Raw genomic sequence first — 22,947 nt, 5'->3', positions numbered from 1 at the left:
GCCAAGTTCACCCGCTCCAACCAGGGCACCTCCTTCAACCAGAAGGTGCTCGTGGACGAGCCCTCGCGGGTCGAGGTCAACCAGGTGCTGTCGGCCGGCGGCGCGCCCGCGCAGCTCGGCCCCGTCGCGGTCGCCGAGCTCGGCGAGGGCGCGGCCGAGCAGCTGCGCGAGAACCCGTGGGCGGTCCTGTCGCTGCCCGGCGTCCGGCCCGAGCATGCCGACGCTTTCGCCCGCGGCCTGCTCGGTGCCGACGCGCAGCCCGGCGACCCTCGGCGCGCCCAGGCGCTGGTGACGTGGCTGCTGGAGCAGGCCGCGCTGCGCGGGCACTCCGCGCAGGAGCTCGGCGAGGTCTCCGAGGCGCTGCGCGGCCGGCACGTCCCCGATCCGGCGGGCGCGCTCCAGGCGGTGCTGGAGGACGGGCGGGTGATGCCGTTCCAGGAGGAGCTGCCGATGCCGCCCGGCAGCCACGACGAGGACGAGGAACCGCCCGTCCGCACCCTGCTCGCCCTGGAGCGCCTGGCGCTGGCGGAGGAGAGCCTCGGCGAGGGCCTGGTCCGGCTGCTGTCCACCTTCGCGCCGGGCGAGGACGCGGAGGAGGAGACCGGGGAGTCCGCCGAGGGCGGGGAGGACGCGGCGGACGGCGGGGCTGCGGAGGACGGGGAGGCTGCGGTGGCCGCCCCCGCGCAGCCCGGTCCGGCGGCGTGGGAGGCGGCGGCCGCGGCGGCCCCGTCCCGGTCCGCGCAGGAGCTGGTGCGCACCGTCGCCGAATCCGGTCTGACGCTGCACACCGGCGGCGAGGCGGCCCGCGCCGAACCGGCCGCGCTGCTGCACGCCGCCGCCGGGCTCGGCCTGCGCGCCTGGGCGGCGACCTGGACCGGCCAGGGCCGCGACTCGCTGGCCGCGTTGCTCCCGGAGAGCTCCCCCGCCGCCGGGCGGATCGGCACCCTCGCCGAGCTGCTGTACGGCGCCGAGCTGCCGCGCGCGGTGGACGGCACCCTGCCGCTGGACGTGCTGGTGGTGCTGGACGCCCCGCTGCTGGACGTGGAGACCGCCGCGACCCTGCTGGAGGCGCTCGCGGACGGCACCCGGCTGGTGCTGTCCGGCGACCCGGGCGGCCTGTGGTCGGCCGGCCCCGGCCGGTTCTTCCCCGACCTGCTGGCCGCCAAGGCCTGCCCGACGGTCGCCTCCCGCACCCCGGACTTCGGGCCGATCGGCGAACTGGTCTCGGGCATCGGCATCGGCGAACTCCAGCCGGTGGACGCCCCCGACAAGGAGGTGGTGATCCTCACCGCCAAGGACGGCGGCGAGGCCGTGCACCGCGCCGTCCAGCTGCTCACCGACTCCATCCCGCGCGCCCTGTCCATCCCGTCCGAGCAGACGGTGCTGCTGACGCCGGGCCACGCCGGGCCGGCCGGCACGCGGGCGCTGAACGCCGCCGCCAAGGCCAGGCTGAACCCCGGCCCGGGCCGGTTCGGCGGCTTCGACCCGGGCGACCGGGTGGTCCACTCCCCCGCGCTGGGCGTCAACCTGCCCGGCCGGGTGCTGGACGGCGACGCGCGCGGCCTGCACCTGGAGCTGGCCGACGGCGGGCGGCTCACGCTCAGCCCGCAGCAGGCCGCCAAGCTGCGCCACGGCTGGGCGATGACGGCCCACCAGGCGGTCGGCCGGCGCTGGCCGGCGGTGGTCGTGGTGCTGCCGGAGGACGCGGCCGGGCAGCTGACCCGGCAGTGGGTGTACTCGGCGTTCGGGCGGGCCGAGCGGCACCTGTCGGTGGTCCACGCGGCGGGCCCCGCGCTCGCCCAGGCGGTCGCCGAGCGGCCCGCCGCGCCCCGCACCACCCGGCTGCGGTCGGTCCTCACCGACCAGTAGCGGCCGGCGCACGCATGGGGAAGGGCCCGGGACGACGCGCTCGTCGTCCCGGGCCCTTCCCCATGGGCGTGGCCGGTACTGCCGGTACTGCTGGTGCTGCCGGTGCTGCCGGCGTGGCCGGTACTGCCGGTGTTTCTGGTCGGGTGATCAGGTGATCGGTCAGTCGTCCAACTCGTCGTCGTAGACCTCGCTGACGTCGAATCGGCAGATCAGCAACTCCGGGTCGGCGCCGTCGAACGGCTCCGGGAGCCACTCGCCGGGCTCGGCCGGGTCGGTGGCCGACACCCACAGCGTGGAGTCGCCCTCCTCCAGGCCGAACTCCTCGGCGCGGGCGGCGATCTCGTCCGGCTCGTACTCGCCGAACAGCACGCCGATCGCCGCCGTCATCTCGGCCTCGCCGCCCCCGCCGGGGGTCAGCGTCTCGTCGACCCGTTCGGCCTGGGCACGCAGGCGCTTGGGGTCGGCGACCAGGTAGTCGCGGCGGATCAACACACTGATCGCCTCGGGTTGTTCGGGCCCCTGGTATCCCGTCCCGGTCTCGTCGCCCGGGATCTCGAAAGGGGTGACTTCGTCGTAGACCTCGTAAAGGATCTGGTCGTAGGCAATGGCGGCCGCCGCGAGCTCCTCGTACGCGTGGACGACGACCGGATCGCCGGGCTCGGTGGAGCTGGAGACGGCCTGCAAGTGGCGGTCGATAGCGGCCTTGACCGCCTCTGCGGCGGCCCGTACCTCGGTGATGGTCAGCTGCGCGGCATCAGACATGGTGCAGACGCTATCCCCACCTGGCGACGACACGCACAGCGGTTGTCACCTACAGCCGTTAAAACCGGGCAAGTTCACCCTCGATGTCCGTTCCGCACCCTTCTGTCACCACGCCTCCTCAAGCCCCCGAGGGCTTCCGGGCGCTGGTTCGTGACCGCATTCCTCCGACCTCCCCGCTGCGCGTCGGCGCGGCCCGGGGCGGGTATCCGTACCGGAAGGGAAAACTGATTGACGGTCAGCTCCGAACCGGGCAAGGCTCGTCCCGGCCGCCCGGTGCGGCCCGGACCCGAAGCGGCCACCGGTCGGCGGCGCGCCGTAGGCTTGCAGGCAGCACAGCAGCGGAGGAGAAGTCTTGATCCCTACCAAACCGGTCCGGCTTCCGGAGTACGAGTACCAGTCGCTTCGCCTGCCGCGCGGCACCTCCCGCAACGCCGCGCGCCAACTGCTCACCGACCACGCCGAGTACGGCCAGTGGGAGCTCGACCGGCTCCGGCTGTACCCCGACGGCAGCCGGACGGTCCGACTGAAGCGGCGCATCATCCGGCAGGTCCGCTCCACCTGGTAGCGCGCGTGCCCGCGCCCGGGCCGCTCCTCGTGCGAGGCGAGGGGCGGCCCGGGCGCGGGCGTTTCCGGGGCTTCCGGGGCTTCCGGGGCTTCCGGGGCTTCCGGGGCTTCCGGGGGCCGAACTGTCCGGCCCCGGCGCGGGGTTCGGCGTCAGCGGCGGGCGAGGACCCGGGAGCGGCGGTACAGCACGCCGCCGCCGAGCAGCAGCAGGATGCCGGCCGGGGCGAGGATCTCCAGGCCGGAGGCGCCGGTGGAGGCCAGCTGCGGGCCCGTGGCGCCCGCGGCGGCCTTCACGGCGCCGGTCTGCGGGCTCGGGGGCAGCCCGTGCCCGCCGACCGGAACGACGGTGCGCTCCGTGCCGGGCGGGGTGCTCGGCGGCGGGGTGTGCTCCTCGGTGCCGGGGGGGCACTCGCCACCGGGCGGGGTGCAGACCGGCGGGGTCTCGGTGACCGGGGTGGGCGGCTGCACCGGCGGCGGGGTCTCGGTGTTGGCGCAGGTGTTGCCGAACGCCGGGTTGAGCAGGGCGATCACGTCGACCGTGTTGCCGCACGCGTTGACCGGCACGTCGACCGGGGCCTGCGCCTGGTTGCCCGAGATCACGCCCGGCGAGTTGGTGGCCGTGCCGCTCGCCGCGGAGCCGGCCCCGGAGGTGCCGCTCGCGGAGGTGCCCACCGGGCTGGAGGCGGGACCGCCGGGGTGCGAGCCGCCGGTGTGCGAGCCGCCGGTGCTCGTCCCGGTGTTCGCGCCGCTGCCGGTCGAGGCCGGGCCACCGTGGTGGGCTCCCCCGGTCTGCGAGCCCCCGGTGTGCGTGCCGGTGGAGCCCGAGGTGGTGGTGGCCGAGCCGGCCGCCGGGCTGTGGTTCGCGCAGTTGTTGCCGTACGCCGGGTTGAGCAGGCCGATCACATTGATGGTGTTGCCGCACGCGTTCACGGGGAGCTCCACAGGGACCTGCACCGCGTTCCCCGAGCCGACGCCCGGCGAGTTCGCGGCCACGCCGTGGGCGTCGGCAATGGCGTGGGCGTAGCCCGCGGTCGAGGCCAGCACGCTGCCGGTGGCCATGGCCGTGAGGAGGCCTTTCCTGGCGACCTTGTGCATTGACTCCCCTTGTTTTCTTGTCCGGTGGACAGGTGAACCGACTTCCGATGACTTCCGCATTCCGCCAGCCGGGACCGCTCATCGATCCGATAGTCGGAATTCCGTGCCGCCTTTGCGGCAGCACTACGTTCAACGACCCGTGGTGGTGAAGGTTGAGCCAGTTGCAGGCAGTTCATTCGATCGAGTGAGGTATGCGGTATTCCGGGAACCACGACGTTCACTCGGACGGGGCGACCGTGGAACATCGCCCCCGAAAAGCAGTGCCCGGACATGCGAACGCCCCCGCCCGACCCGGAGGTCGGACGGGGGCGGGCAGGGGTTCGCGGAATCCGTCAGCCGTTGGCGCAGGTGTTGCCGAACGCCGGGTTGAGCAGGCCGATCACGCTGATCGTGTTGCCGCAGACGTTGACGGGGACGTGCACCGGGATCTGGATCAGGTTGCCGGAGAGCACGCCCGGGGAGCCGACCGCGGCACCGTCCGCGTGCGCACCGCCCTGCGCCGAGGCGACGCCCGCGCCGGCGAGCAGCAGACCGCCGGTGGCGGCGGCAACGGCAGCGATCTTCTTGGCCTTCATCTGTCTGTTCCTCCTGGTCTCTTCCAGCCCGTTCCCCCGGGCTGCACACGGATGAACGAAGGCCCGGCACCCGGGATGCGGGGCCGGGCCGACATTCACCCGTTGAAGTGATCAAGCGAACAGCTGATCGCCATCTCTCACGCTCGACTGCTTCTCATATTTCCTGGATGTGCGGATTTCTCTCAGGCTTCGCTCAGGCCAGGTCGATGAAACGGTCCAGCACCCGGACGCCGAACTTCAGGCCGTCCACCGGCACCCGCTCGTCCACGCCGTGGAACATGCCGGCGAAGTCCAGCTCCGGCGGGAGCTGCAGCGGCGCAAAGCCGAAGCAGCGGATGCCCAGGTCCTGGAAGGACTTGGCGTCGGTGCCGCCGGACAGGCAGTACGGGACGGCCCGGGCGATCGGGTCCTCGGCGCGCAGCGCGGTCTGCATGGCCTCGACCAGGGCGCCGTCGAAGCTGGTCTCCAGCGCCTTGTCGTAGTGCAGGCTCTCGCGCTTCACCCGGGGGCCGAGCACGCTGTCCAGCTCGGCCAGGAACTCCTCCTCGAAGCCGGGCAGGAAGCGGCCGTCCACGTGCGCGGTGGCCTGGCCGGGGATCACGTTGACCTTGTAGCCGGCGCCGAGCATGGTGGGCTGGGCGGTGTTGCGCAGGGTGGTGCCGATCATCTTGGCGATGCCGCCGAGCACCCGGAGCGTCTCGTCCATGTCCTCGGGGTCGAGCGGGACGCCGAGCGCGTCCGAGAGTTCGTCGAGGAACGCCCGGACGGTCTTGGTGATCCGCAGCGGGAACTGGTGCCGGCCGAGCCGGGCCACCGCCTCGCACAGCTCGGTGATCGCGTTGTCGTCGTTCTCCATCGAGCCGTGCCCGGCCCGGCCCTCGACGGTCAGGCGCATCCAGTGCATGCCCTTCTCCGCCGTCTCGATCAGGTACAGCCGGGCCTGGTCGTTGACGGTGAACGAGAAGCCGCCGACCTCGCCGATCGCCTCGGTGACGCCCTCGAACAGCTCGGGGTGCCGGTCCACCAGGAACCGGGCGCCGTAGGTGCCGCCGGCCTCCTCGTCGGCGAGGAACGCCAGCACCAGGTCGCGCGGGGGCTTGCGGCCGGTGCGCAGGCGGTCCCGGACCACGGCGAGGGTCATCGCGTCCATGTCCTTCATGTCGACGGCGCCGCGACCCCACACGCAGCCGTCGGTGATCTCGCCCGAGAACGGGTGCACCGTCCAGTCGTCGGCGTTGGCCGGGACCACGTCGGTGTGCCCGTGGATCAGCAGGCCCGGGCGGGAACGGTCCTCGCCCTCGATCCGCACCACCGTGGAGGCGCGGCCCTTCGCCGACTCGAAGATCTGCGGCTCCAGCCCGAACTCGGCGAGCTGCTCGGCCACGTACTCGGCGGCCTTCCGCTCCCCCGGTCCCGAGCCGTCCCCGTAGTTGCTGGTGTCGATACGGATCAGGTCGCGGCAGATCTCGGCGACCTCCGACTCGGCCGTCACCGCGCGCTCGCTGCCCACACTCATCGCTCCCACCTCACCTCGGCCCGCCCGGCGCGGCTGCGGCCCGCACCGCCCCGGCCCGACCGGGAGCCGCGGGCGCCATCCCGCCATCCTCCCCCACCCCTTGCCCCACCCCAAGGGCGCGGCCCCCACCACCCCCCGCTTTCCAAGCCCCACCCACCCCGCCGCCCCCGGTTTTGGGTCTACCAGGCGATCTTTGCTACTGTTGTCGATGTCAGCGCGGGACAACAACCCGCAACGACAACACCCGGTCCGGGTGGCGGAATGGCAGACGCGCTAGCTTGAGGTGCTAGTGCCCTTTATCGGGCGTGGGGGTTCAAGTCCCCCCTCGGACACAAGCAGAGGCCCCAGTTTATCTGGGGTTTTTTGCGTTTCCGGGCTGTGGCGTGACCAACCAGGTGACCAGCAGCCCCGGAAGTTCCCTGGTCAGACCAGGGACGAGAGACCGATCCGGCTGGATTTGGACGCCGCCGGCTTCTTGACCCCGAGGCCACCTTGCCGAAGGTGGCCGGGTGGGATCTCACCGACGCCTACGCCTGGGCCACCGCCCGTGACCGGGCGATCTGCCTCGGGGGCGACGCCCGACAGCTCTGGAAGACCATTCGCCGGTACACCCGGATCATCTCCGAGACGCTTCCCGAGGCTCAGGCCGTCTACGTCGAGCCTGGCAGAGAAAGCCCGGGCACTGCCAGGGGTGAACGTCACCCTCGACCGCTCCGGACTCGGCCGCCCGGCCACCGTCTACACCCTCACCGAGGACCGCCCCTCTCCCGCTCCGATCGGCCGGCCGCGCCCCGGGCGTGACCACTGTCCGCCTACCCCTTCCGCGCACTGCTCTGACTCAGCAACAAACAAAGCCCCGACCAGATGGTCGGGGCTTCATTCGTTGGCGTCGGGCGCGACTTGCTCAGCGGCCGGTGACGGCGCGCAACAGCCTGCGGTACCAGGGAAGGTGAAGGCCCTTCCGCACCGCCGCCGCCTCGGCGTCCAGGATCGGCCGTCGCAGGTGCTTGTGACGGTCGCGCATCAGGTGGTCGAACTCCCCGCTCACCAACGCGTCACGCAGCCCGGCGAGTTCGGCCGGCCGCAGACGCAAGAGGCGGCGGTCGTCCTCGATGTGCCCCAGGACGAGCCAACCGTCCTGAGCTGCTGCGATCACGACTCCCCGGATCTCGTCCTCGTCGTCCACAGCGGTTGCCTCCCAGTGCAGGCCCAGTCCGAATGCTTCGCGGGGGTAGTACTCGACCAGTGCGGTCATGACCAGTCCTCGTCCTTCGTAGGTGTTCCGCCGATCTCAAGCCAGACGTGCTGCCATGCCTCGGCCTTCCGGTGCCCGAACCGGTCGGCCCGACTCAGCACCGCGAGCAGGCCCACTGTCAGGCCCAGGTCGGGTGCCCCGCGCACTCGCACGGACACCCGCACCGCCCCGCCAAGGGTCCACGTGATCGAGGGACGCTCCCGGGTCAACACGGCAAGTTCCGCGGCGAGTTCGCCCGCCCTCGCCCGCGCGGCCCGCAATTCATCGTTCGCCAGCGGGTCATCCGGCACGCCGACCTCACCCACACACATCACCGGGCAGGTACAGGTCGAAGGCCAGCAGCGGCACGTCCTCGGGGCGCGGCTTCTCGCCGGCCTCCGCCCTGATCCTGGTCATGCTCGCCGCGTATGCCCTGCGGGTGTCGGCCCGCATCAGCCACAGGCGCGCCTCGTATGCGCTCCCGAACCTCAGCAGCACCGCACGGCCCGACTCGTCCGGCAGAGCGCAGTACCCGTCCAACAGAAGGTCCTTGAGGACGAACGAGCCGTCCACCTCCACCACGTCATAGCGCATCACGACATGCGGCCCGGCGACGGCGGGCTCTCTCTCAACTTCGGCGAACATTCCTGGCTCTCCATGGCTCGGTGTTCACTGGGCGAGAAGCCAGGTTAAAACCGTCAGAGAGCCAGGATCGCAATTATTCTGGTGATCGCTTAAAGATCTCTTCGATACATCTCCGCCCACTCAAAGAGCTGTCGACGAGCCTGTTCATCGAAGACAGCTGTACGCTCATAAAGCGAAAATACTTCGAGGTGCTCCGCCACATCTCTCGGGTCCTGAAATACCATCCGCCCAGTGAACGTCTCAACGGTAGCCAGGCGGTCATCATAGACGGTAAAGGTGTTCATGGGGCCACGGCTGAGAAGCGCTCCGAATGGAATCACACCGATTCGAATGTTCGGGAGGTTGGAGAGAGCCGCAAGCCGCTCGATCTGGACAGACATGGCCGATGGGCCAACCACAGCCCATTTCACAGCCTGCTCAGTGAGCATGAAAGTGAAGGACTTCGAAGTGTCGTAGAGAACTTCCTGCCTCTCCAATTTTCGCGCCACGGCCTTCGAGACATCGCCCGGTGAGTATTCCAGGCTCGCTCTGACGTATTCAGGCGTGGCCAGCAGTCCCGTGAGCATGGCCGGGAGGAAGAACCGTAGCTCACGAGCTCCGGTCTCCAGCGCAGCCAGCTCGGCCTGCCGCTTCTCCAGTCCCAGTCGCCACGACGCCCGGACTTCCTGCCACTGCGTATTCGCACTTCGAGCAAGGGCTGATATTTCGTCCACAATATCGGCCGGCGCGCCCACCGCCCGGAGGATACGCTCGACCTCGGTAAGCGTCGGAATCTTCTTGCCGGTCTCGATCTTGCTGATCGTGCTCTGAGACATCGAGCAAAGCCTAGCGAGCCGGACCCCAGTGAGGCCGGCTCGCTTGCGCAGTTCTCGCAACTCCTTGGCCAGGTCCGATTTGGACTGACCGAGCTGCTCAGGATCTATTGTCACTCACCCATGCTCTTCACGTACTCCAGGAATGGAACCGACATGGCAAGGGCAAGCTGCTTCCACTCCAGATAAGGACGAGGGTCTCCGTCGAGCACCTCACGGTTGATCTGAGTTCCGTCGGAACGGTAGTTCATGAGGACTACGCGCGAATCATCAAAAATCCAGAAGTCCTGTTCCGGGAGTCCAGGGTTCTCCCGGTCAGTCAAATCGAGGATCCTGACGTCCTCGCCCGCTCCGACGTTGTGTCGGTAGTGAGCAAATTCAAACCGAAGATATTCGGTCAGCGGACGCGTAATCACATGGACTCGCCCGACCGTCCGCCCGGTCCTGCGGTAGCCCTCAAGTCGCTCGGTCCATGCCGCAGTGTCAGCAGCCGTGACCGGCTCACCCGCCCGGAACCGGCGGATGGCTTCCTCTTCTTGCGGCATGGTGTAGACGGGGTGCGTCTCCAATCGCCACGCATCCCGCTCCATGGCGTCGAAGTACTTGCGCCAGTCACTTCCATCCAAGAGCACGGAACGCCTCCCTCAAGATGTGCTCCGGGATCTCGACCAGACCCTCACCCTCCGGCGGCTTGAAGCCGTCGAAGAGGTCACCCTGCACCACGAACGACCCTCGATCGGTCGCATACACGTTGGGACAGTCGTCGGCACCGCACTCCCCCGAACCGCTGCCGTCGCCGCTACCCAGGCCAGTCAGTCGCGTCAGCCCCGGCTTGTCAGCCATGTCAACCCCCTAATGATCGGCCCTGGTTGAGCCGTGCAGGTACGAAGGTAGGGAGCCTCGCCCAGGGCTGTCTATGCCGACTCTGCGATATTCCCGTGTTGGCATAAGGATCTTCTTCCAACAGCAGGCCAGAGGCGGATGGTCACGTGACCAACGCATGACCAACAGCGGTCCGGAACGGTCAGAAACGCCCAGGTCAGGTGGACAGGCCGAGTGGCCGAGTTGATGGCGGATCAACGGTGTTTCCGCAGGTCAGAACTAACAAAGACTGGTGCCCGAGGCGAGAGTTCAAGTCCCCCCTCGGACACCGGACGAAAGACCCCAGGTTCTCCTGGGGTATTTCGCGTTTTCCGGGGCGGTGGGCGCTACTCGGTGGTGAGGGTGTGCAGGAGGGTTGTGTAGTGGGTGGTCCAGGTGGTGATGGTTTCGGGGGTCCAGAGGTCGGTGGTGTATTCGAGGTAGCCGGCGTAGGTGTCGCCGGCGGGGACGAGGCCGAGGTTGAACTCGCCGCGGGCGGCGGGGACGGTGAGGTCTTCGACCTGGGTGGTGAGGTGGGGGAGGTCGATGTCGGTTTCGAGGGAGTTCTGGTACTGGAAGCCGTGGGCGAGGCGGTCGGGGATGTGGTGGTGGCCGCGTTCGCGCAGGCGGGGGCCGATCTGGGAGAGGGGCATGAGGTGGGCCAGGGCCTCGTGTGCGGTGCGGGCGGTCTCCCGGACCTGGTCGGCGAAGGGGGTGGCGGGGTCGGTGCGCAGACGTAGCAGGAGGGAGGAGGCGGTGCAGGCGAGCAGGTTCTCCTCCTCGGGGCGGGTGCGGTTGGCGTAGGCGACCTGGACGAGGTGGTCGGTGCGGCCGTTGAGGGCCCTCATGAAGTGGCCCAGGGCGGTGACCGTGACGGCGAACGGGGTGGTGTCGAGCCGCTTGGCCAGCTCCTCGACGCGGCGCCGGGTGTCGGACGGCACGGTGAACTGCGCGACCTGCCCGAGGCCGCTGAGCTGTTCGGGGCGCGGCCGGTCCAGGGGGAGGTCGTGGGTGAAGGGCGGTGCGTCCTTCAACTGCCGTTCCCAGTAGGCGTAGTCGTCCTCGCGGTCGGCGGCGTTGCGGGCCTGTTCGGCGCGGGCGTAGGCGATCTGCTGGGTGGCCGGCGGCAGGCCGTGCGGCTGGCCGGTCAGCGCGGCGCGGTAGAGCGCCGCGAGGTCCTTGAGCAGCAGGCTGACGGCCCATCCGTCGCACATCGAGTGGTGCATGACGAACACCAGCGCCCAGTTCTGCTCGCCGGTGCGGACCAGGCGGATCGCCGGCCGGGCGCCCGCTTCGATGTCGAACGGGTGCCGGGCGGCCTCGGTGCTGATCCGTGACAGCTCCGCGTCCCGCTCGGTCTCGGTCAGGCCGCGCAGGTCCTCGACGGGGGGCCGCACGGGGGTGGCGGGCAGCACCTCCTGCCACCAGTCCTCGATCCGTTCGCCGCGCACGCAGCGGGTGCGCAGGGACTCGTGGCGTTCGGTCAGGCCGGTGAGGGCGGTGTGGAGCGCGGCGACGTCCAGCGGGCCGGTGAGCAGCAGCCGCAGCGCGACGTTGAACACCTCGGGCACGGGGAGCTTGCCGATCCGGTCGACGAACCTGGCCTGGATCACGGTCAGCGGCGGTCGGTCGGCGGCGACGGCGGCGGGTGCGCTCAGAGCGGCGGGGCCGGAGTCGTCCACGAAGGCGGCCATCGCCGCCGGGGTGGGCTGCTGGAAGAGCCGGGCGACGGGGACGTCCACGCCGAGCGCCTCCCGCACCCGGTTGACCAGGCGGATCGCGATGATCGAGTGCCCGCCGAGGGCGAAGAACGACGCCTGGGGGTCGATCGCCTCCGGGTCGGTGCCGAACTCGGCCGCCCACAGCTCGCGCACCCGGTCGAGGGTCCGTGAGGGGCGGGGGGCCGGGGCCGCCGACGGGGCGGGCGTCGGCAGGGCGGTGAGGTCCGGCTCGGGCAGGGCGGAGCGGTCCAGCTTGCCGATGCCGTTGAGCGGCAGCGCCGGGAGCACCGACCAGGCGCGCGGCACCAGGTACTCCGGCACCCGGCGGCCGAGCGCCCCCGCGGTGAGGACGGCGAAGGCCGAGCGCTGGGCGGCCGCCGCCGGGTCGTCGCCGTCCAGCGGCTCGGCCGGGACGACGTAGCCGACCAGGAAGGCGTCGCCGCGCGCGTCGCGGCGGGCGACGACGGCGGCGTCCCGCACGCCCCACACCCGGCGCAGCTGCTCGGTGGCCTCGCCCGGTTCGACCCGGAACCCGCGGATCTTCACCTGGTCGTCGGCGCGCCCGCAGAACTCCAGTGCCCCGGAGGTGGGGTTGCGCCGCGCCAGGTCGCCCGTGCGGTACGTCAATCCGTCCGGGCCGGGCAGGAAGCGTGCGGCGGTCTCGTCCGGCCGGTCCAGGTAGCCGAGCGCGACGCCCGCGCCGGCGACGTACACCTCGCCGACCGCGCCGTCGGGCACCGGCCTGCCGTCGGCGTCCAGCAGCCGCACCCGGACGTTGTCGATGGGCAGGCCGATCGGGATCGGGCCGGTCTCGGCGCCCTTGGGCGCGACGGTCTCCACCGTGCACAGGATGGTGGTCTCGGTCGGCCCGTACACGTTGGTGACCCGGTAGGCCGCCGAGGCGTGCGGGCGCGCCCGCAGCACGTCGCCGCCGACGGCCAGGTGGCGCAGCGGCGGCTGGCGCCGCTCGTCAAGGCCGATCAGCGCCTCGCCGAAGGCCGTGGTGAGGAAGGAGAACGTGATGCCGTGCACGGTGTACCAGCGGGCCAGGGCCAGCGGGTCCTTGCGCGTCTCGTCGTCGGCGACGACCAGGGTGGCGCCCGCCGTCAGGGTCGGCCAGATCTCCATCAGCGAGCCGTCGAAGGCGACGCTGGACAGCAGGGCGGTGCGGTCCTCGGTGGTGGTCTCGAAGTGCCGGTGGTGCCACTGGCAGAACGCCACCAGGTTGCGGTGCGGGACGGCAACTCCCTTGGGGCGTCCGGTGGTTCCAGAGGTGTGCAGGGCGTAGCACAGGGCGTCGGGGGTCGCCGGGTCGGCGGCCTCGGCGGGCGCGGGGGCGCTGCCGGGGTCGTCGGCGGCGGTGACGTCGAGGACGGTGGTGCCGGCGGGCAGGTCGAGGGCGGCGGCCGCGTCGCCGGTGGTCAGCAGCAGCGGCGAGGCGCAGTCGGCCAGGACGGCGTCGGCGCGGGCGAGGCCGAGGCCCGGGTCGATCGGCGCGTAGCCGTGGCCGGCCTTGAGGACGGCGAGCATGGCCACGATCAGCTCGGGCGAGCGGTCCAGCCACAGCGGGACCGGGCGGTGGCGGTCGGCCTGCGGCGGGCCGAGCCGGTGCCGGATCGTTGCGGCGAGGCGGGTCGCCCGGCGCTCCAACTCCCCGTAGGTGAGGACGGTTTCGCCGTCGACGACGGCCGGGCGGCCGGGGTGGCGGGCGGCCTGGCGGGCGACCCAGGCGTGCACGGTCGTCCCGGGCACCTCGCGGGCCGGGCCGCGCAGCCAGCCGTCCGCCGCCGGGGCGGTGCCCGCCGCCGGGGCGGTGCTCGCCTCCCGGGCGGTGCTCGCCGCCGGGGCGGCCGTGAGGCGGGACAGCGGGGTGGCGTCGTCGGCCACGGCCTGCCGGAGGATGTCGGCGAACGCCGTGAACCAGCCGTCGACGGTGGCCTGGTCGAACAGGTCGGTGTTGTACTCCAGGTGGCAGCGGATGCCCTCGGCCGGGCCGCCGTCGGTGAAGTACACGCACAGGTCGGCGAGGGCCTTGTCGGGTCCGGCGTCCAGGGCGGTGGCCCGCACGCCGGGCAGGTCGAGGCGGAACGGCTCGTCCCGCTCGAACTCGGCGAGCACCTGGAAGACCGGCGTGCGGTCGGTGGCGCGGCTGGGCGCCAGCTCCCGCACCACCGATTCGAACGGCACCTCGGCGTGGTCGTAGGCGTCCAGGGCGGTGCGCCGGACCCGGTCGAGGAGGGTGCCGAAGTCGGGGTCGCCGGACAGGTCGACGCGCAGCGCCAGGGTGTTGACGAAGAAGCCGACCAGGTGTTCCGAGCCCTCGGGGCGGTCGGAGATCGGCGTGCCGATCACCACGTCCTGGTCGCCGGTGAGGCGGTGCAGCAGCGCCGCGTAGCCCGCGACCAGGGTCATGAACAGCGTCGCGCGCCTGCTGCGGCTCAACGCCCTTAGCCCGTCGGAGAGTTCGGGGGCAAGGGTGCGGAAGGCGGCCTTGCCGCGGGAGGTCATCACCGGCGGGCGGGGACGGTCGGTGGGCAGGTCGAGCACCGGCAGCTCGCCGCCGAGGGTCTCGCGCCAGAACGCGAGGTCCTCGGCGGTCCTCGGGTTCGCGGCGGCGGCCCGCTGCGCGCGGGCGTGGTCGGCGTACGACCCGGTGAGGGCGGGCAGTTCGCCGTCCGGGACGGTCCGGCCGGCCGTCGCGGCCCGGTAGAAGGCGGAGAGGTCGCGGGTCATCACGGACGCCGACTCCGCGTCCACCACGATGTGGTGCAGCGACAGCACCAGGACGTGGCGCTGCTCGGCGAGCTTCACCAGCCGGGTGACGAACAGCGGGCCGGCCGCGAGGTCGAAGCAGCGCGCGCTCTCCGCGTCGAGCACGTCCTGGACGGCGGCGTGCGGGTCGGCCCCGGCCGGGGTCCGCGCCGAGCGGTCGATCACCTCGAAGTCCGGCTCGTGCGGCTCCAGGACGAGCTGCACGGGCTCGCCCGCGCCGTCCTCGCGGAACACGGTGCGCAGGCTCTCGTGCCGGGCCACCAGCGAACGCACGGCGGAGCGGAGCGCGGGGACGTCGAGCGGGCCGTCCAGCAGGAGCGCCTTGGACTCGTTGTAGGCGGTGCCGCCCGGCATGATCCGCTCCTGCATCCAGATCCGCTGCTGGCCGCAGGAGAGGGGGTGCTGCTGCGGCTCGCGGGCGGCGGCGGGCGCCGACGGGGCGGCGGGCCGGGTGCGGGAGCGGCGCAGCGCGTCGAGGTGCGGCAGGCCGGCGCGCAGGGTCGCCTCCGGGACGCCGAAGTCGACCAGCGCCACGATCTCGTCGACGCCGGCCGCCGTGACGGCGTCCACGACCGGGGCCACGCTGTCGGCGGTGCCGATCAGTGCGCGGTCGTCGCAGTAGCGGCGGTAGGCGCGGGCGAACAGCACGTCCTGGTCGTCCTGGCTGAGCGAGGACAGGTCGACCTGGTAGCCGAGGCTGTTGGTCACGCTGCCGAACAGCGAGAGCGAGGCCCGCATGTACCGCGAGAGGGGCTCGAACGCGGCGTCGCGGGCCTGGTCGTGGTCGCTGCCGAGCAGGGTGTGCAGCAGGATGGCGACCCGTCCGGCCGCCGGGTCGAGGCCGTGGGCGGCGCGGGCCCGGCGGTAGCGGGCGATGTTGTCGCGCAGCTGGTCGATGCTCTGCGACATCAGGTTGGTGACGATGCCCAGGTCGTGACGGGCGGCCAGTTCGTAGGACGCCGGGTTGCCGACGACCGCCGTGAACATCGGCGGCATCTCCTGGACCGGCCTCGGGAACAGGCTGATCGCGGTCTCGCCGCCGTCGCCCACGGTGCGCTTGAGGGCCTCGCCGCGCCACAGTGCCCGGACGTCGGCGAGCTGCTCGAACATCGACTCCCGGTGGCGGCCGAAGCGCTCCGGGAAGAACACGAAGTCGTTGGCGTTCCACCCGCTGGCGCAGCCGATGCCGACCCGCCCGCCGGACAGGTTGTCCACCATCGACCACTCCTCGGCCACCCGGATCGGGTCGTGGAGCGGCAGGACCACCGAGCCCGCGTTGATCCGCACCCGCTCCGTCTCCCGGGCGAGGGCCGCCCCGAGCACGGCGGGGTTGGGGAACAGCCCGCCGAAGGAGTGGAAGTGCCGCTCGGGCATCCAGAGGGAGTGGAAGCCGTGGGTGTCGGCGAACCGGGCGGTCTCCAGGATGGTGGCGTACTTGTCGAGGCGGGGGGCGTCCTCCTGGGGGTAGTCGCCGAAGAAGTAGATGCCGAAGTCGACGCCGGCCGCCCCGGCCGCGCGGGGCGGGGCGGCCGACGGCGCGGGGGCGGTGGCGGGGGACGGGGACGCAGACGGGGACGGGGACGACGGGGACGGGGCAGTGTGGGGCCTCGCCCCGACCGGCACCGGGCTCTGCGGCGCGGCGGGCGCTCCGGCGACCGGGGCATCGGCGGTGGCGGCCCCGGCGTCAGCAGCAGCCGGGCCGCAGAGGGACATCGCCCCGACCCGCGCCAGGGCCTGCGGCACAGTGGACGTACCGGCGACCGGGGCAGAGAGAGGCATCGCCCCGACCGGCGCCGGGGCCTGCGGCCCGGCGGGCGTCGCGGCGGGCGGGACCGGGGTCGGCGCAGCGGTGGGCGCAGCAGCCGCATTCGGCGTCGGGTCGGCAAGGGATGCAGCCCCGAGCGTCGCCGTGGCCTGCGGCCCGGCGGCCACCGCGGCGGCCGGAGCGGCGTCCGGGGTGGCGACCGGTGTCGACGCAACGGACGTCGCGGTGCCCAGGATCGGCGTCGGGGCGGAGGGAGAGGTCGGCGCAGTGGTCGTTGTGCCGGCCACGGCGGTGGCCGGCCTGGCAACCGGGGAAGCCACCTGGGTCGGCTCAGCGGCTGCTACGGCAGGCACGGCAGCCAGGGCCGGTGTCGGCACGTTGCAGGATTCCGGCCCGACCGGTGCCGGGGCCTGCGGCCCGGCGTGCGTCTGGACGGCCGGTGTAGGGGTGGCCCGGGGCGCCGTTCCGGTCGGTGCCGGGGTGCGGGTGGTGGGGAAGAAGCCGGCGTTGCGCAGGTCGTGGAGGGAGTCCCGGACGGCGGCCGTGACGGTGGCGAGGTCGTCGTCGGTGTGGGCGGTGGAGAGGAAGAAGTTGCGCCACTCCCAGACGAAGACGCCGCGCAGCAGCAGGTGGTGGTAGAGCAGTTCCATGTCGGCGCGGTGTTCGAAGCGGAACATCGAGCCGAAGTGGGCGAGCCGGAGCGGGAATTCCTCGGCCTCGAAGAAGCCGTTGAGGTCGGCGGCGAGTCGGTCCGTCCGGGCGTTGAGGCGCTGTTGGAGGGCGGGGCCCTCGTTCTTGAGGTGGGTGAGGACGGCGCGGGCGGCGACCATGGAGACCGGGTGCTGGATGTAGGTGCCGCCGAAGAAGGTGGTCTCGCCGGGCGGGTAGCTCGCGTCGCCGTAGTTCCAGTGGCCGCCGTCGACGCCGTCCATGATGTCGGCGCGGCCGGCGATGGCGCCGATCGGGAAGCCGCCGCCGAGCAGTTTGCCGTAGGTGGCGAGGTCCGGGGTGACGCCGTACAGCTCCTGGGCGCCGCGCAGGGCCGGGCGGAAGCCGGTGAGCATTTCGTCGAACATGAGGACGATGCCGTGGCGCCGGGTGAGTTCGCGCAACTCCCGGACGAATTCGACGGGTTGGAGGGACGGGTGGCGGCTCTGCACGGGTTCGACGATGCAGGCGGCGATGGACTGGGCCTGCTCCTCGATGACGCGCAGCGACGCGGGGTCGCCGTAGTCGAGGACGAGCAGGTCGGCGACCGCGCTGTCCGGGATGCCGATGGAGACGGGGGCGGTGGCGCGCCCCTCGCCCTTGTGCGCCGCGCGGCCGAGGACGTTGTCCGCGTGGCCGTGGTACGAGCCGTGGAAGGTGACGATCTTCCGGCGGCCGGTGGCGGCGCGGGCGAGCCGGATCGCCGCCGAGTTGGCCTCCGTCCCGGAGTTGGCGAACGCCACCCGCTCCATGCCGGTGATCTCGGCGAGCAGTTCGGCGGCCTCGCCGGTCTCGGCGTTGCGCGGGCCCAACTGCACGCCGCGCGACAGGTGTTCGCGCACGGCCTCGCGGACGAACGGCGGCTCGTGGCCGAACATCAGCACGCCGAAACCCATGGTGATGTCGGTGTACCGGTTGCCGTCGATGTCGGTGATCGACACGCCGGACGCGCCGCGTGCCGCGATCGGGTACAGCATCTCCTTGGTGCTGGAGCGGAAGCCGACGACGGCCCGGCTGTCGGCCAGGACCCGGCGGTGGCGCTGCGCCAGCTCCTTCGAGGTCGCCGTCTTCGCGGTGTACCGGCGGACGAGGTCGTCCAGGTGGCGCTTGCGGCTGTCGGGCCCGGTGCCGCTGACCATGCCGGAGCCGCGGTCGACGGCCACCCGCGGGCCGTGCATCGCCGGTGCGGTGCCGGACGGCGCCGCCGGGGCCGTCCCGGCGAGCTGCTCGGCGATCCGCCGGGAGAGTTCCGCCATCTCGGCGAGGTCGCTGTCGGCGGCGGCGGTGGCGGCCGCGAGGGCGTCCGGTGGCTGCGGCGCGATCATCGGCCACCGCCGGGCGCGGTCGAGGTGCCACCGGGCAGGGCGGCGAGCTGGCGGGTCACCAGGTCGGAGAGCTGCGTCATCATCTGGAGCTGGATCTGGGTGAGTTGCTGGATCTGCCGGGCCAGGTCCGCGACCTCCTGGCGCGTCGCGTACGCCGGGGACGGGTCCACAGCGGCGGGGGCGACGGGCGCGACAGGCACAGGAGCGACAGGGACGACGGGCGCGGGAGCAGCAGGGGCAGCAGCCGGAACGACGGCGGGTGCGGCGGCCGGCGCCGGGGCGCCCGGGATCCGGCCCACGATCAGCTCGGCCAGCAGGCGCGGCGTCCCGGCCTCCTCGAACAGCTCGCGCATGGCGACCTTGACCCGGTGCTCCTGCTCGATCAGTCGCAGCAGGTGGATCAGCTGGAGCGAGTCGGCGCCGAGGTCGAAGAACGAGGTGTCGTCGGTCACCGCCCCCGGCTCCGCGCCGAAGTGCTCGGCCGTCACGTCGACGATGTGGCGGCGTACGTCGTCGGCGGTGATGGTGCCCGTGTTGCTCGGTTCCACTGCGTCCTCGTCTTCCGTTGGTTCACCGAAGGTGCTGATCGTCTGTGCGGGGCCTGTCCAGTAGTGCCGGCGCTGGAAGCGGTAGGCGGGCAGCGGGGTGCGGCCGCCGGGGGTGCCGTCCAGCAGGTGGTGCCAGTCCACGGGTGCGCCTGCGCAGTGCAGGGCGGCGGCCGCGGACCAGAGGGGGTCGATGCCCGCGCCGCGGCGGGTCGCCGAGGCGACGGTGGCGCCGGGCAGGGCGCGCCTGGCGAGGGCGCCGAGCGTGTGGTGCGGGCCGAGGTCGAGCAGCACGGGTTCGCCGGCGGCGTGTTCGCCGAGCGTCGCGAGGACGGCGTCGAACCGGACCGTTTCGCGGGTGTGCCGCAGGAAGTAGTCGGTGTCCGGCACCCAGCCGACGGGGCGGACGGCGCCGTCCAGCCCGCTCACGAACGGGACGGTCAGCGGCCGGAACGCGGTGTGCTCCAGTACGGTGCGGAACGCGTCGAGGGCCGGTTCGGTGAGTGCGGTGTGGAAGGCGCGGTCGACGGGGAGCCATTCGCCGGGGATGCCGTGTTCGGCGAGCAGTGCGACGAGTTTCTCGGCCGCCTCGACCGGTCCGCCCAGGACGTGCGCGTGCTCGCCGTTGGCGACGGCCACCTCCAACCCCGGTACCGCGGCGGCGAGTTGGTCGGCGGTGGCGCGGTCGGCGGCGATCGCGACCATCGCGCCGGGCGGGCAGGCCTGCATGAGCCGGCCGCGTTCGGCGGTCAGCCGCAGGCCGTCCTCGACGGTGAGCGCCCCGGCGGCGGCCAGGGCCGCGTACTCCCCCGCGCTGTGCCCGGCGACGGTGGCGGGCCGGATGCCGGCCTGCTGCCACATCCGGGTGAGGGCCGTCTGGAGCGCGAACAGGGCGGGCTGCGCGAGGGCGGTCGGCCAGGTCTCGTGGCCGTCGGCGGCCCGGCCGGTGCGGAACGCGTCCAGCAGAGGGGTGCCGTACTCCCGGCGGTACTGCGCCTCGCACGCGTCGAGGACGTCCGCGACCGCCCGGAACCGCCGGTCGAACGGGGCGGCCATGCCGCGGAACGGGCTGCCCTGGCCGGCGAACAGGAAGCCGACCGGGGTGGCGCCCTCGCGCGGGGCGAGGCCGGACCACACCGGGCCGCGCCCGCGGGCCGCGGGGGCCGGGCCGGTCAGTGCGCGGTCGAGCGCGTCGGCGAGCGCGGCCGGGCTGTCGCCGCGCACGGCGAGCCGGTGGCGTCCGTGGGTGCGGCCGAGGGCGGCGGTGGTGACCAGGTCGGGCAGCGACGCGTCCGGGTGCCGGCGCAGGTGGTTGCGCAGGGCGCGCGCGTTGGCGCTGAGCGCCTGCGGGTCGCGTCCGGAGACCAGCAGCACGCCGGGCGCGGAGTGGGCGTCCTCGTCCCTCGCGCGGGGCGTGGGCGGCGGTTCCTCCAGCAGCACGTGGGCGTTGGTGCCGCCGACGCCCAGCGAGGTGACGCCGGCCCGGCGCGGGCGGCCGTCGCGCGGCCACGGCCGGGCCTCGCGGGGGATGTAGAAGGGGCTGGCGGCGAGGTCGATGCCCGGGTTGGGCTGCTCGAAGTTGGCCATCGGCGGGATCACTCCGTGGCGCACGGCGAGCATCGCCTTGATCAGGCCGACCAGGCCCGAGGCGACGTCCAGGTGGCCGATGTTCGACTTGGTGGAGCCGATCGCGCAGTAGCCGGTGCGGTCGGTGTCGACGCGGAACGCGGCGGTGGCGCCGTCGAACTCGATCGGATCGCCCTTGAGCGTGCCGGTGCCGTGCGTCTCCAGCAACCCGATCTCGTCCGCGCTGATCCCGCTGCTCTCCAACGCCCTTCGGATCGCGGCCTGTTGGCCGGCCGGGCTGGGCGCGGTGTAGGTGTGTTTGGCGGCACCGTCGTTGCTGACGCCCCAGCCGCTGATGACGCCGTGGACGGTGTCCCGGTCGGCGAGGGCCCGGTCGAGCCGCTTGAGGACGATCGCCACCACGCCGTTGCCGCCGACCGTGCCGTCGGCCGAGGCGTCGAACGCCCGCACCCGGCCGGTCTTCGACAGGATCGAGCCCTTGACGTACTGGTAGCCCAGCACCTGCGGGGTGTGCACGGCCGCCGCCCCGACCAGCGCGAGGTCGCTCTCGCCGGACAGCACCGCCTGCGCGGCGGTCTGCACCGCGACCAGCGAACTGGAGCACCCGTTCTGGATGTTGAAGGACGGGCCGGTCAGGTCCAGCCGGAACGAGGCGCGGGTGGCGGTGAAGTCGGGGTAGTTGCCGATCAGCACCTGCAGGCGCGACAGCCAGTCCTCGCCGAGCGCGCCCGGGAGCACGTTGTTGATCAGGTAGGTCTGCAGCGAGTACAGCTCGTAGCCGGTGCTGGCGTAGACGCCGACGCGGGTGCCCGGGCGCTCCTTCGGGTAGCCGGCGTTCTCCAGTGCGTGGTAGGCGACTTCGAGGAACAGGCGGTGCTGCGGATCGGTGAGCGCGGCCTCCCGGCCGCTCATGCCGAAGAACGCGGCGTCGAATTGCGAGATGTCGCCGTCCAGGACGGCGCTCGCGCCCACGAAGTCGGGGGCCCGGTATTTCTCGGCCGGGATTCCGGCGGCGGCGAGCTCTTCGTCCGCGAAATGCCGGACGCGGTCCTCGCCGTCGCGAATCACCCGCCAGAAGGCGTCCGGGGTGTCGGCGCCGGGGAGGCGCAGCGCGAGCCCGATGACGGCGACCCGGCGGTCGGCGGGGACGGCTTCGCGGGCGGCGGGAGCAGTGCCCTCGCGGGCGGCGGGGGCGGTCATACCCGTTCTCCTTCGGCTGCGGGAATCCGGTCGTCGGCCGCCTCCGCCGCCCCGCGTGCGCGCGTCGCGCCCCGCACCAGCAGGAGCAGGAACCCGAGGCAGAGCGGGATCGCCAGGCCGTGGAAGCCGCCCACCACCGCCAGCGGCGAGAACTGCTCCAGCAGCGCGCCGCTGAGGATCATGCCGAGGCCGAAGCCCAGGTTCTCCACCGACGCCGACAGGCCGAACAGCCGCGCCCGTTGCGCGTCCGGGACGGTCTGCAGCCGGGAGACGTAGGCGACCTCGGTCAGGCCGTCCGCCATGCCGGCCACCAGGGCCGCGACCACCGCGAGGGCGGTCGGCAGCCCGGCGAAGACCAGGATGAACGCGGCCGACATCACGCAGGCGCCCAGCGCGAAGATCCGCTCCCCCGGGCTGCGGCCGGTGCGGGACGTCCAGCGGGACAGGATCTGCTGCATGGCGATGTTGCCGATCGCCCAGGTCGCCCAGAACTGGCTGATGAACGCGGCCGGGTGGGCGGGGTCGAGCGCGTCGGAGTAGATCGGCAGGGCCACGTTGTGGGACGAGGAGCCGAGGCCGTCGACCGCCCGGACCAGGACCATCACGGCCACCACGGGCATCGACCGCAGCAGCACCAGGGTGGCCCACCGTCCGCCGGCCGGCCGCTCCTTCGTGGCGGGCGCCGGGGCGTCGCCGGTGGGCGCGGCCTCGGTGCGGATCGGCAGCGACAGCAGGACGCTCGCCGAGACGAGGAAGGTCAGCGCGTCCAGCGCGAACGCCCAGCGGTAGCCGAGTTGGGCGACGATCACGCTGGCGGAGCCGAACCCGGCCACCATCGCCAGCGAACGGCCGGTCGCCAGCAGGCTGTTGGCCCTGGTCCGCAGCTCCGCCCCGACGATCTCGGGCACCGCGCTGCGCAGCGACACCCCGGAGACCGTCGAGCAGGCGCCCGCGACCACGGCGACCGCGAACAGCACCGCGACCCGCGCGCCCGACGGCGCCAGCAGCAGCGTCACCAGCGCGGCGGCCTGGGTGAGGTCCGAGCCCACCATGAGCCGCTTGCGCGGGATCCGGGACGCCAGGGCGCCCGCGACGACCCCCGAGGCGACACTGGTCAGCAGTCGCACCGCCATGTACAGACCGGCCGTCAGGGCACTGCCCGTCAGGTGGTACACGAAAACGTTGAGCGCGACCATATTCAGATAACTGCCGTACGCGGAAACCGCGTTGCCCGCGACAAGCAGGCGGAAACGCTTCACCTCGGCCCTCCCCCAAGCGCGTGACATGGACGCGTCCGGCCATGGATTCCGCAGTCTAGGAAGGTGAAGATCCTCATGGCAAGACCTTCACAAAACGGCTCGGAATCTCTGGGCGAGGTAAAGCCCCGCGGG

15 protein-coding genes and 1 tRNA gene are annotated in these 22,947 nt (G+C 72.5%); 3 read left to right on the top strand and 13 right to left on the bottom strand.

Annotation, left to right across the window (positions count from 1 at the left end; genetic code table 11):
- Nucleotides 1-1,869 (top strand): helix-hairpin-helix domain-containing protein (locus ACWEMJ_RS08940; protein WP_452136291.1); only part of this gene is annotated, 1,869 nt, incomplete at its 5' end.
- A 159-nt stretch (nucleotides 1,870-2,028) separates the two neighbouring features.
- Here ACWEMJ_RS08940 and ACWEMJ_RS08935 read toward each other — a convergent pair.
- A complete protein-coding gene (locus ACWEMJ_RS08935) occupies nucleotides 2,029-2,631 on the bottom strand; it encodes a hypothetical protein (RefSeq protein WP_452136290.1) in 603 nt (200 codons plus the stop codon).
- A gap of 355 nt (nucleotides 2,632-2,986) precedes the next feature.
- Here ACWEMJ_RS08935 and ACWEMJ_RS08930 point away from each other — a divergent pair, with 355 nt between their 5' ends.
- On the top strand, nucleotides 2,987-3,196 hold the full coding sequence (locus ACWEMJ_RS08930; RefSeq protein WP_043912690.1) for a DUF5703 family protein: 210 nt from the start codon (nucleotides 2,987-2,989) through the stop codon (nucleotides 3,194-3,196).
- A 149-nt stretch (nucleotides 3,197-3,345) separates the two neighbouring features.
- On the opposite strand, the gene ACWEMJ_RS08925 is transcribed toward ACWEMJ_RS08930, so the two are convergent.
- From ACWEMJ_RS08925 to ACWEMJ_RS08915, 3 genes are all read right to left on the bottom strand, one after another.
- Complete coding sequence (locus ACWEMJ_RS08925) at nucleotides 3,346-4,254, bottom strand: chaplin (protein ID WP_452136289.1); 909 nt, start codon at nucleotides 4,252-4,254, stop codon at nucleotides 3,346-3,348.
- Nucleotides 4,255-4,622: 368 nt separating this feature from the next.
- The gene (locus tag ACWEMJ_RS08920) at nucleotides 4,623-4,865 is read right to left on the bottom strand and encodes a chaplin (RefSeq protein ID WP_452136288.1); all 243 of its coding nucleotides are present in this window, start codon (nucleotides 4,863-4,865) and stop codon (nucleotides 4,623-4,625) included.
- A 193-nt stretch (nucleotides 4,866-5,058) separates the two neighbouring features.
- On the bottom strand, nucleotides 5,059-6,381 hold the full coding sequence (locus tag ACWEMJ_RS08915) for a M20/M25/M40 family metallo-hydrolase (protein WP_452136287.1): 1,323 nt from the start codon (nucleotides 6,379-6,381) through the stop codon (nucleotides 5,059-5,061).
- Nucleotides 6,382-6,628: 247 nt separating this feature from the next.
- Between ACWEMJ_RS08915 and ACWEMJ_RS08910 the strand changes: the two genes are divergently transcribed.
- Nucleotides 6,629-6,713 (top strand) — tRNA-Leu (locus ACWEMJ_RS08910).
- A 572-nt stretch (nucleotides 6,714-7,285) separates the two neighbouring features.
- On the opposite strand, the gene ACWEMJ_RS08905 is transcribed toward ACWEMJ_RS08910, so the two are convergent.
- The 9 genes from ACWEMJ_RS08905 to ACWEMJ_RS08865 all read right to left on the bottom strand — a co-directional run bounded on the left by ACWEMJ_RS08905 (nucleotide 7,286) and on the right by ACWEMJ_RS08865 (nucleotide 22,815).
- A complete protein-coding gene (locus tag ACWEMJ_RS08905; RefSeq protein ID WP_452136286.1) occupies nucleotides 7,286-7,636 on the bottom strand; it encodes a hypothetical protein in 351 nt (116 codons plus the stop codon).
- A complete protein-coding gene (locus ACWEMJ_RS08900; protein WP_452136285.1) occupies nucleotides 7,633-7,941 on the bottom strand; it encodes a hypothetical protein in 309 nt (102 codons plus the stop codon). Before ACWEMJ_RS08900 ends, ACWEMJ_RS08905 begins: the two co-directional genes overlap by 4 nt.
- Nucleotides 7,934-8,260, bottom strand: a complete 327-nt coding sequence (locus ACWEMJ_RS08895; RefSeq protein ID WP_452136284.1) for a hypothetical protein — start codon at nucleotides 8,258-8,260, stop codon at nucleotides 7,934-7,936. Before ACWEMJ_RS08895 ends, ACWEMJ_RS08900 begins: the two co-directional genes overlap by 8 nt.
- 89 nt (nucleotides 8,261-8,349) lie before the next feature.
- Nucleotides 8,350-9,189: a helix-turn-helix domain-containing protein gene (locus ACWEMJ_RS08890; RefSeq protein ID WP_452136283.1), complete on the bottom strand. Its 840-nt coding sequence runs from the start codon at nucleotides 9,187-9,189 to the stop codon at nucleotides 8,350-8,352.
- The gene (locus ACWEMJ_RS08885) at nucleotides 9,186-9,704 is read right to left on the bottom strand and encodes a DUF6879 family protein (protein ID WP_452136282.1); all 519 of its coding nucleotides are present in this window, start codon (nucleotides 9,702-9,704) and stop codon (nucleotides 9,186-9,188) included. Before ACWEMJ_RS08885 ends, ACWEMJ_RS08890 begins: the two co-directional genes overlap by 4 nt.
- Nucleotides 9,685-9,915 (bottom strand): hypothetical protein, encoded by a 231-nt coding sequence (locus tag ACWEMJ_RS08880; protein ID WP_452136281.1) that lies wholly within the window; start codon nucleotides 9,913-9,915, stop codon nucleotides 9,685-9,687. Before ACWEMJ_RS08880 ends, ACWEMJ_RS08885 begins: the two co-directional genes overlap by 20 nt.
- Nucleotides 9,916-10,280: 365 nt before the next feature.
- Nucleotides 10,281-18,224, bottom strand: coding sequence for a MupA/Atu3671 family FMN-dependent luciferase-like monooxygenase (locus tag ACWEMJ_RS08875; protein WP_452136280.1), 7,944 nt, complete (start codon nucleotides 18,222-18,224; stop codon nucleotides 10,281-10,283).
- Complete coding sequence (locus ACWEMJ_RS08870; protein WP_452136279.1) at nucleotides 18,221-21,556, bottom strand: type I polyketide synthase; 3,336 nt, start codon at nucleotides 21,554-21,556, stop codon at nucleotides 18,221-18,223. Before ACWEMJ_RS08870 ends, ACWEMJ_RS08875 begins: the two co-directional genes overlap by 4 nt.
- Nucleotides 21,553-22,815, bottom strand: coding sequence for an MFS transporter (locus ACWEMJ_RS08865; protein WP_452136278.1), 1,263 nt, complete (start codon nucleotides 22,813-22,815; stop codon nucleotides 21,553-21,555). Before ACWEMJ_RS08865 ends, ACWEMJ_RS08870 begins: the two co-directional genes overlap by 4 nt.
- Nucleotides 22,816-22,947 lie beyond the last annotated feature (132 nt).

It is taken from the genome of Kitasatospora sp. NPDC004531 (assembly GCF_053602195.1).
Note: the sequence above shows the minus strand (reverse complement) of the source record. Positions and strands in the feature narration are given on the sequence as shown.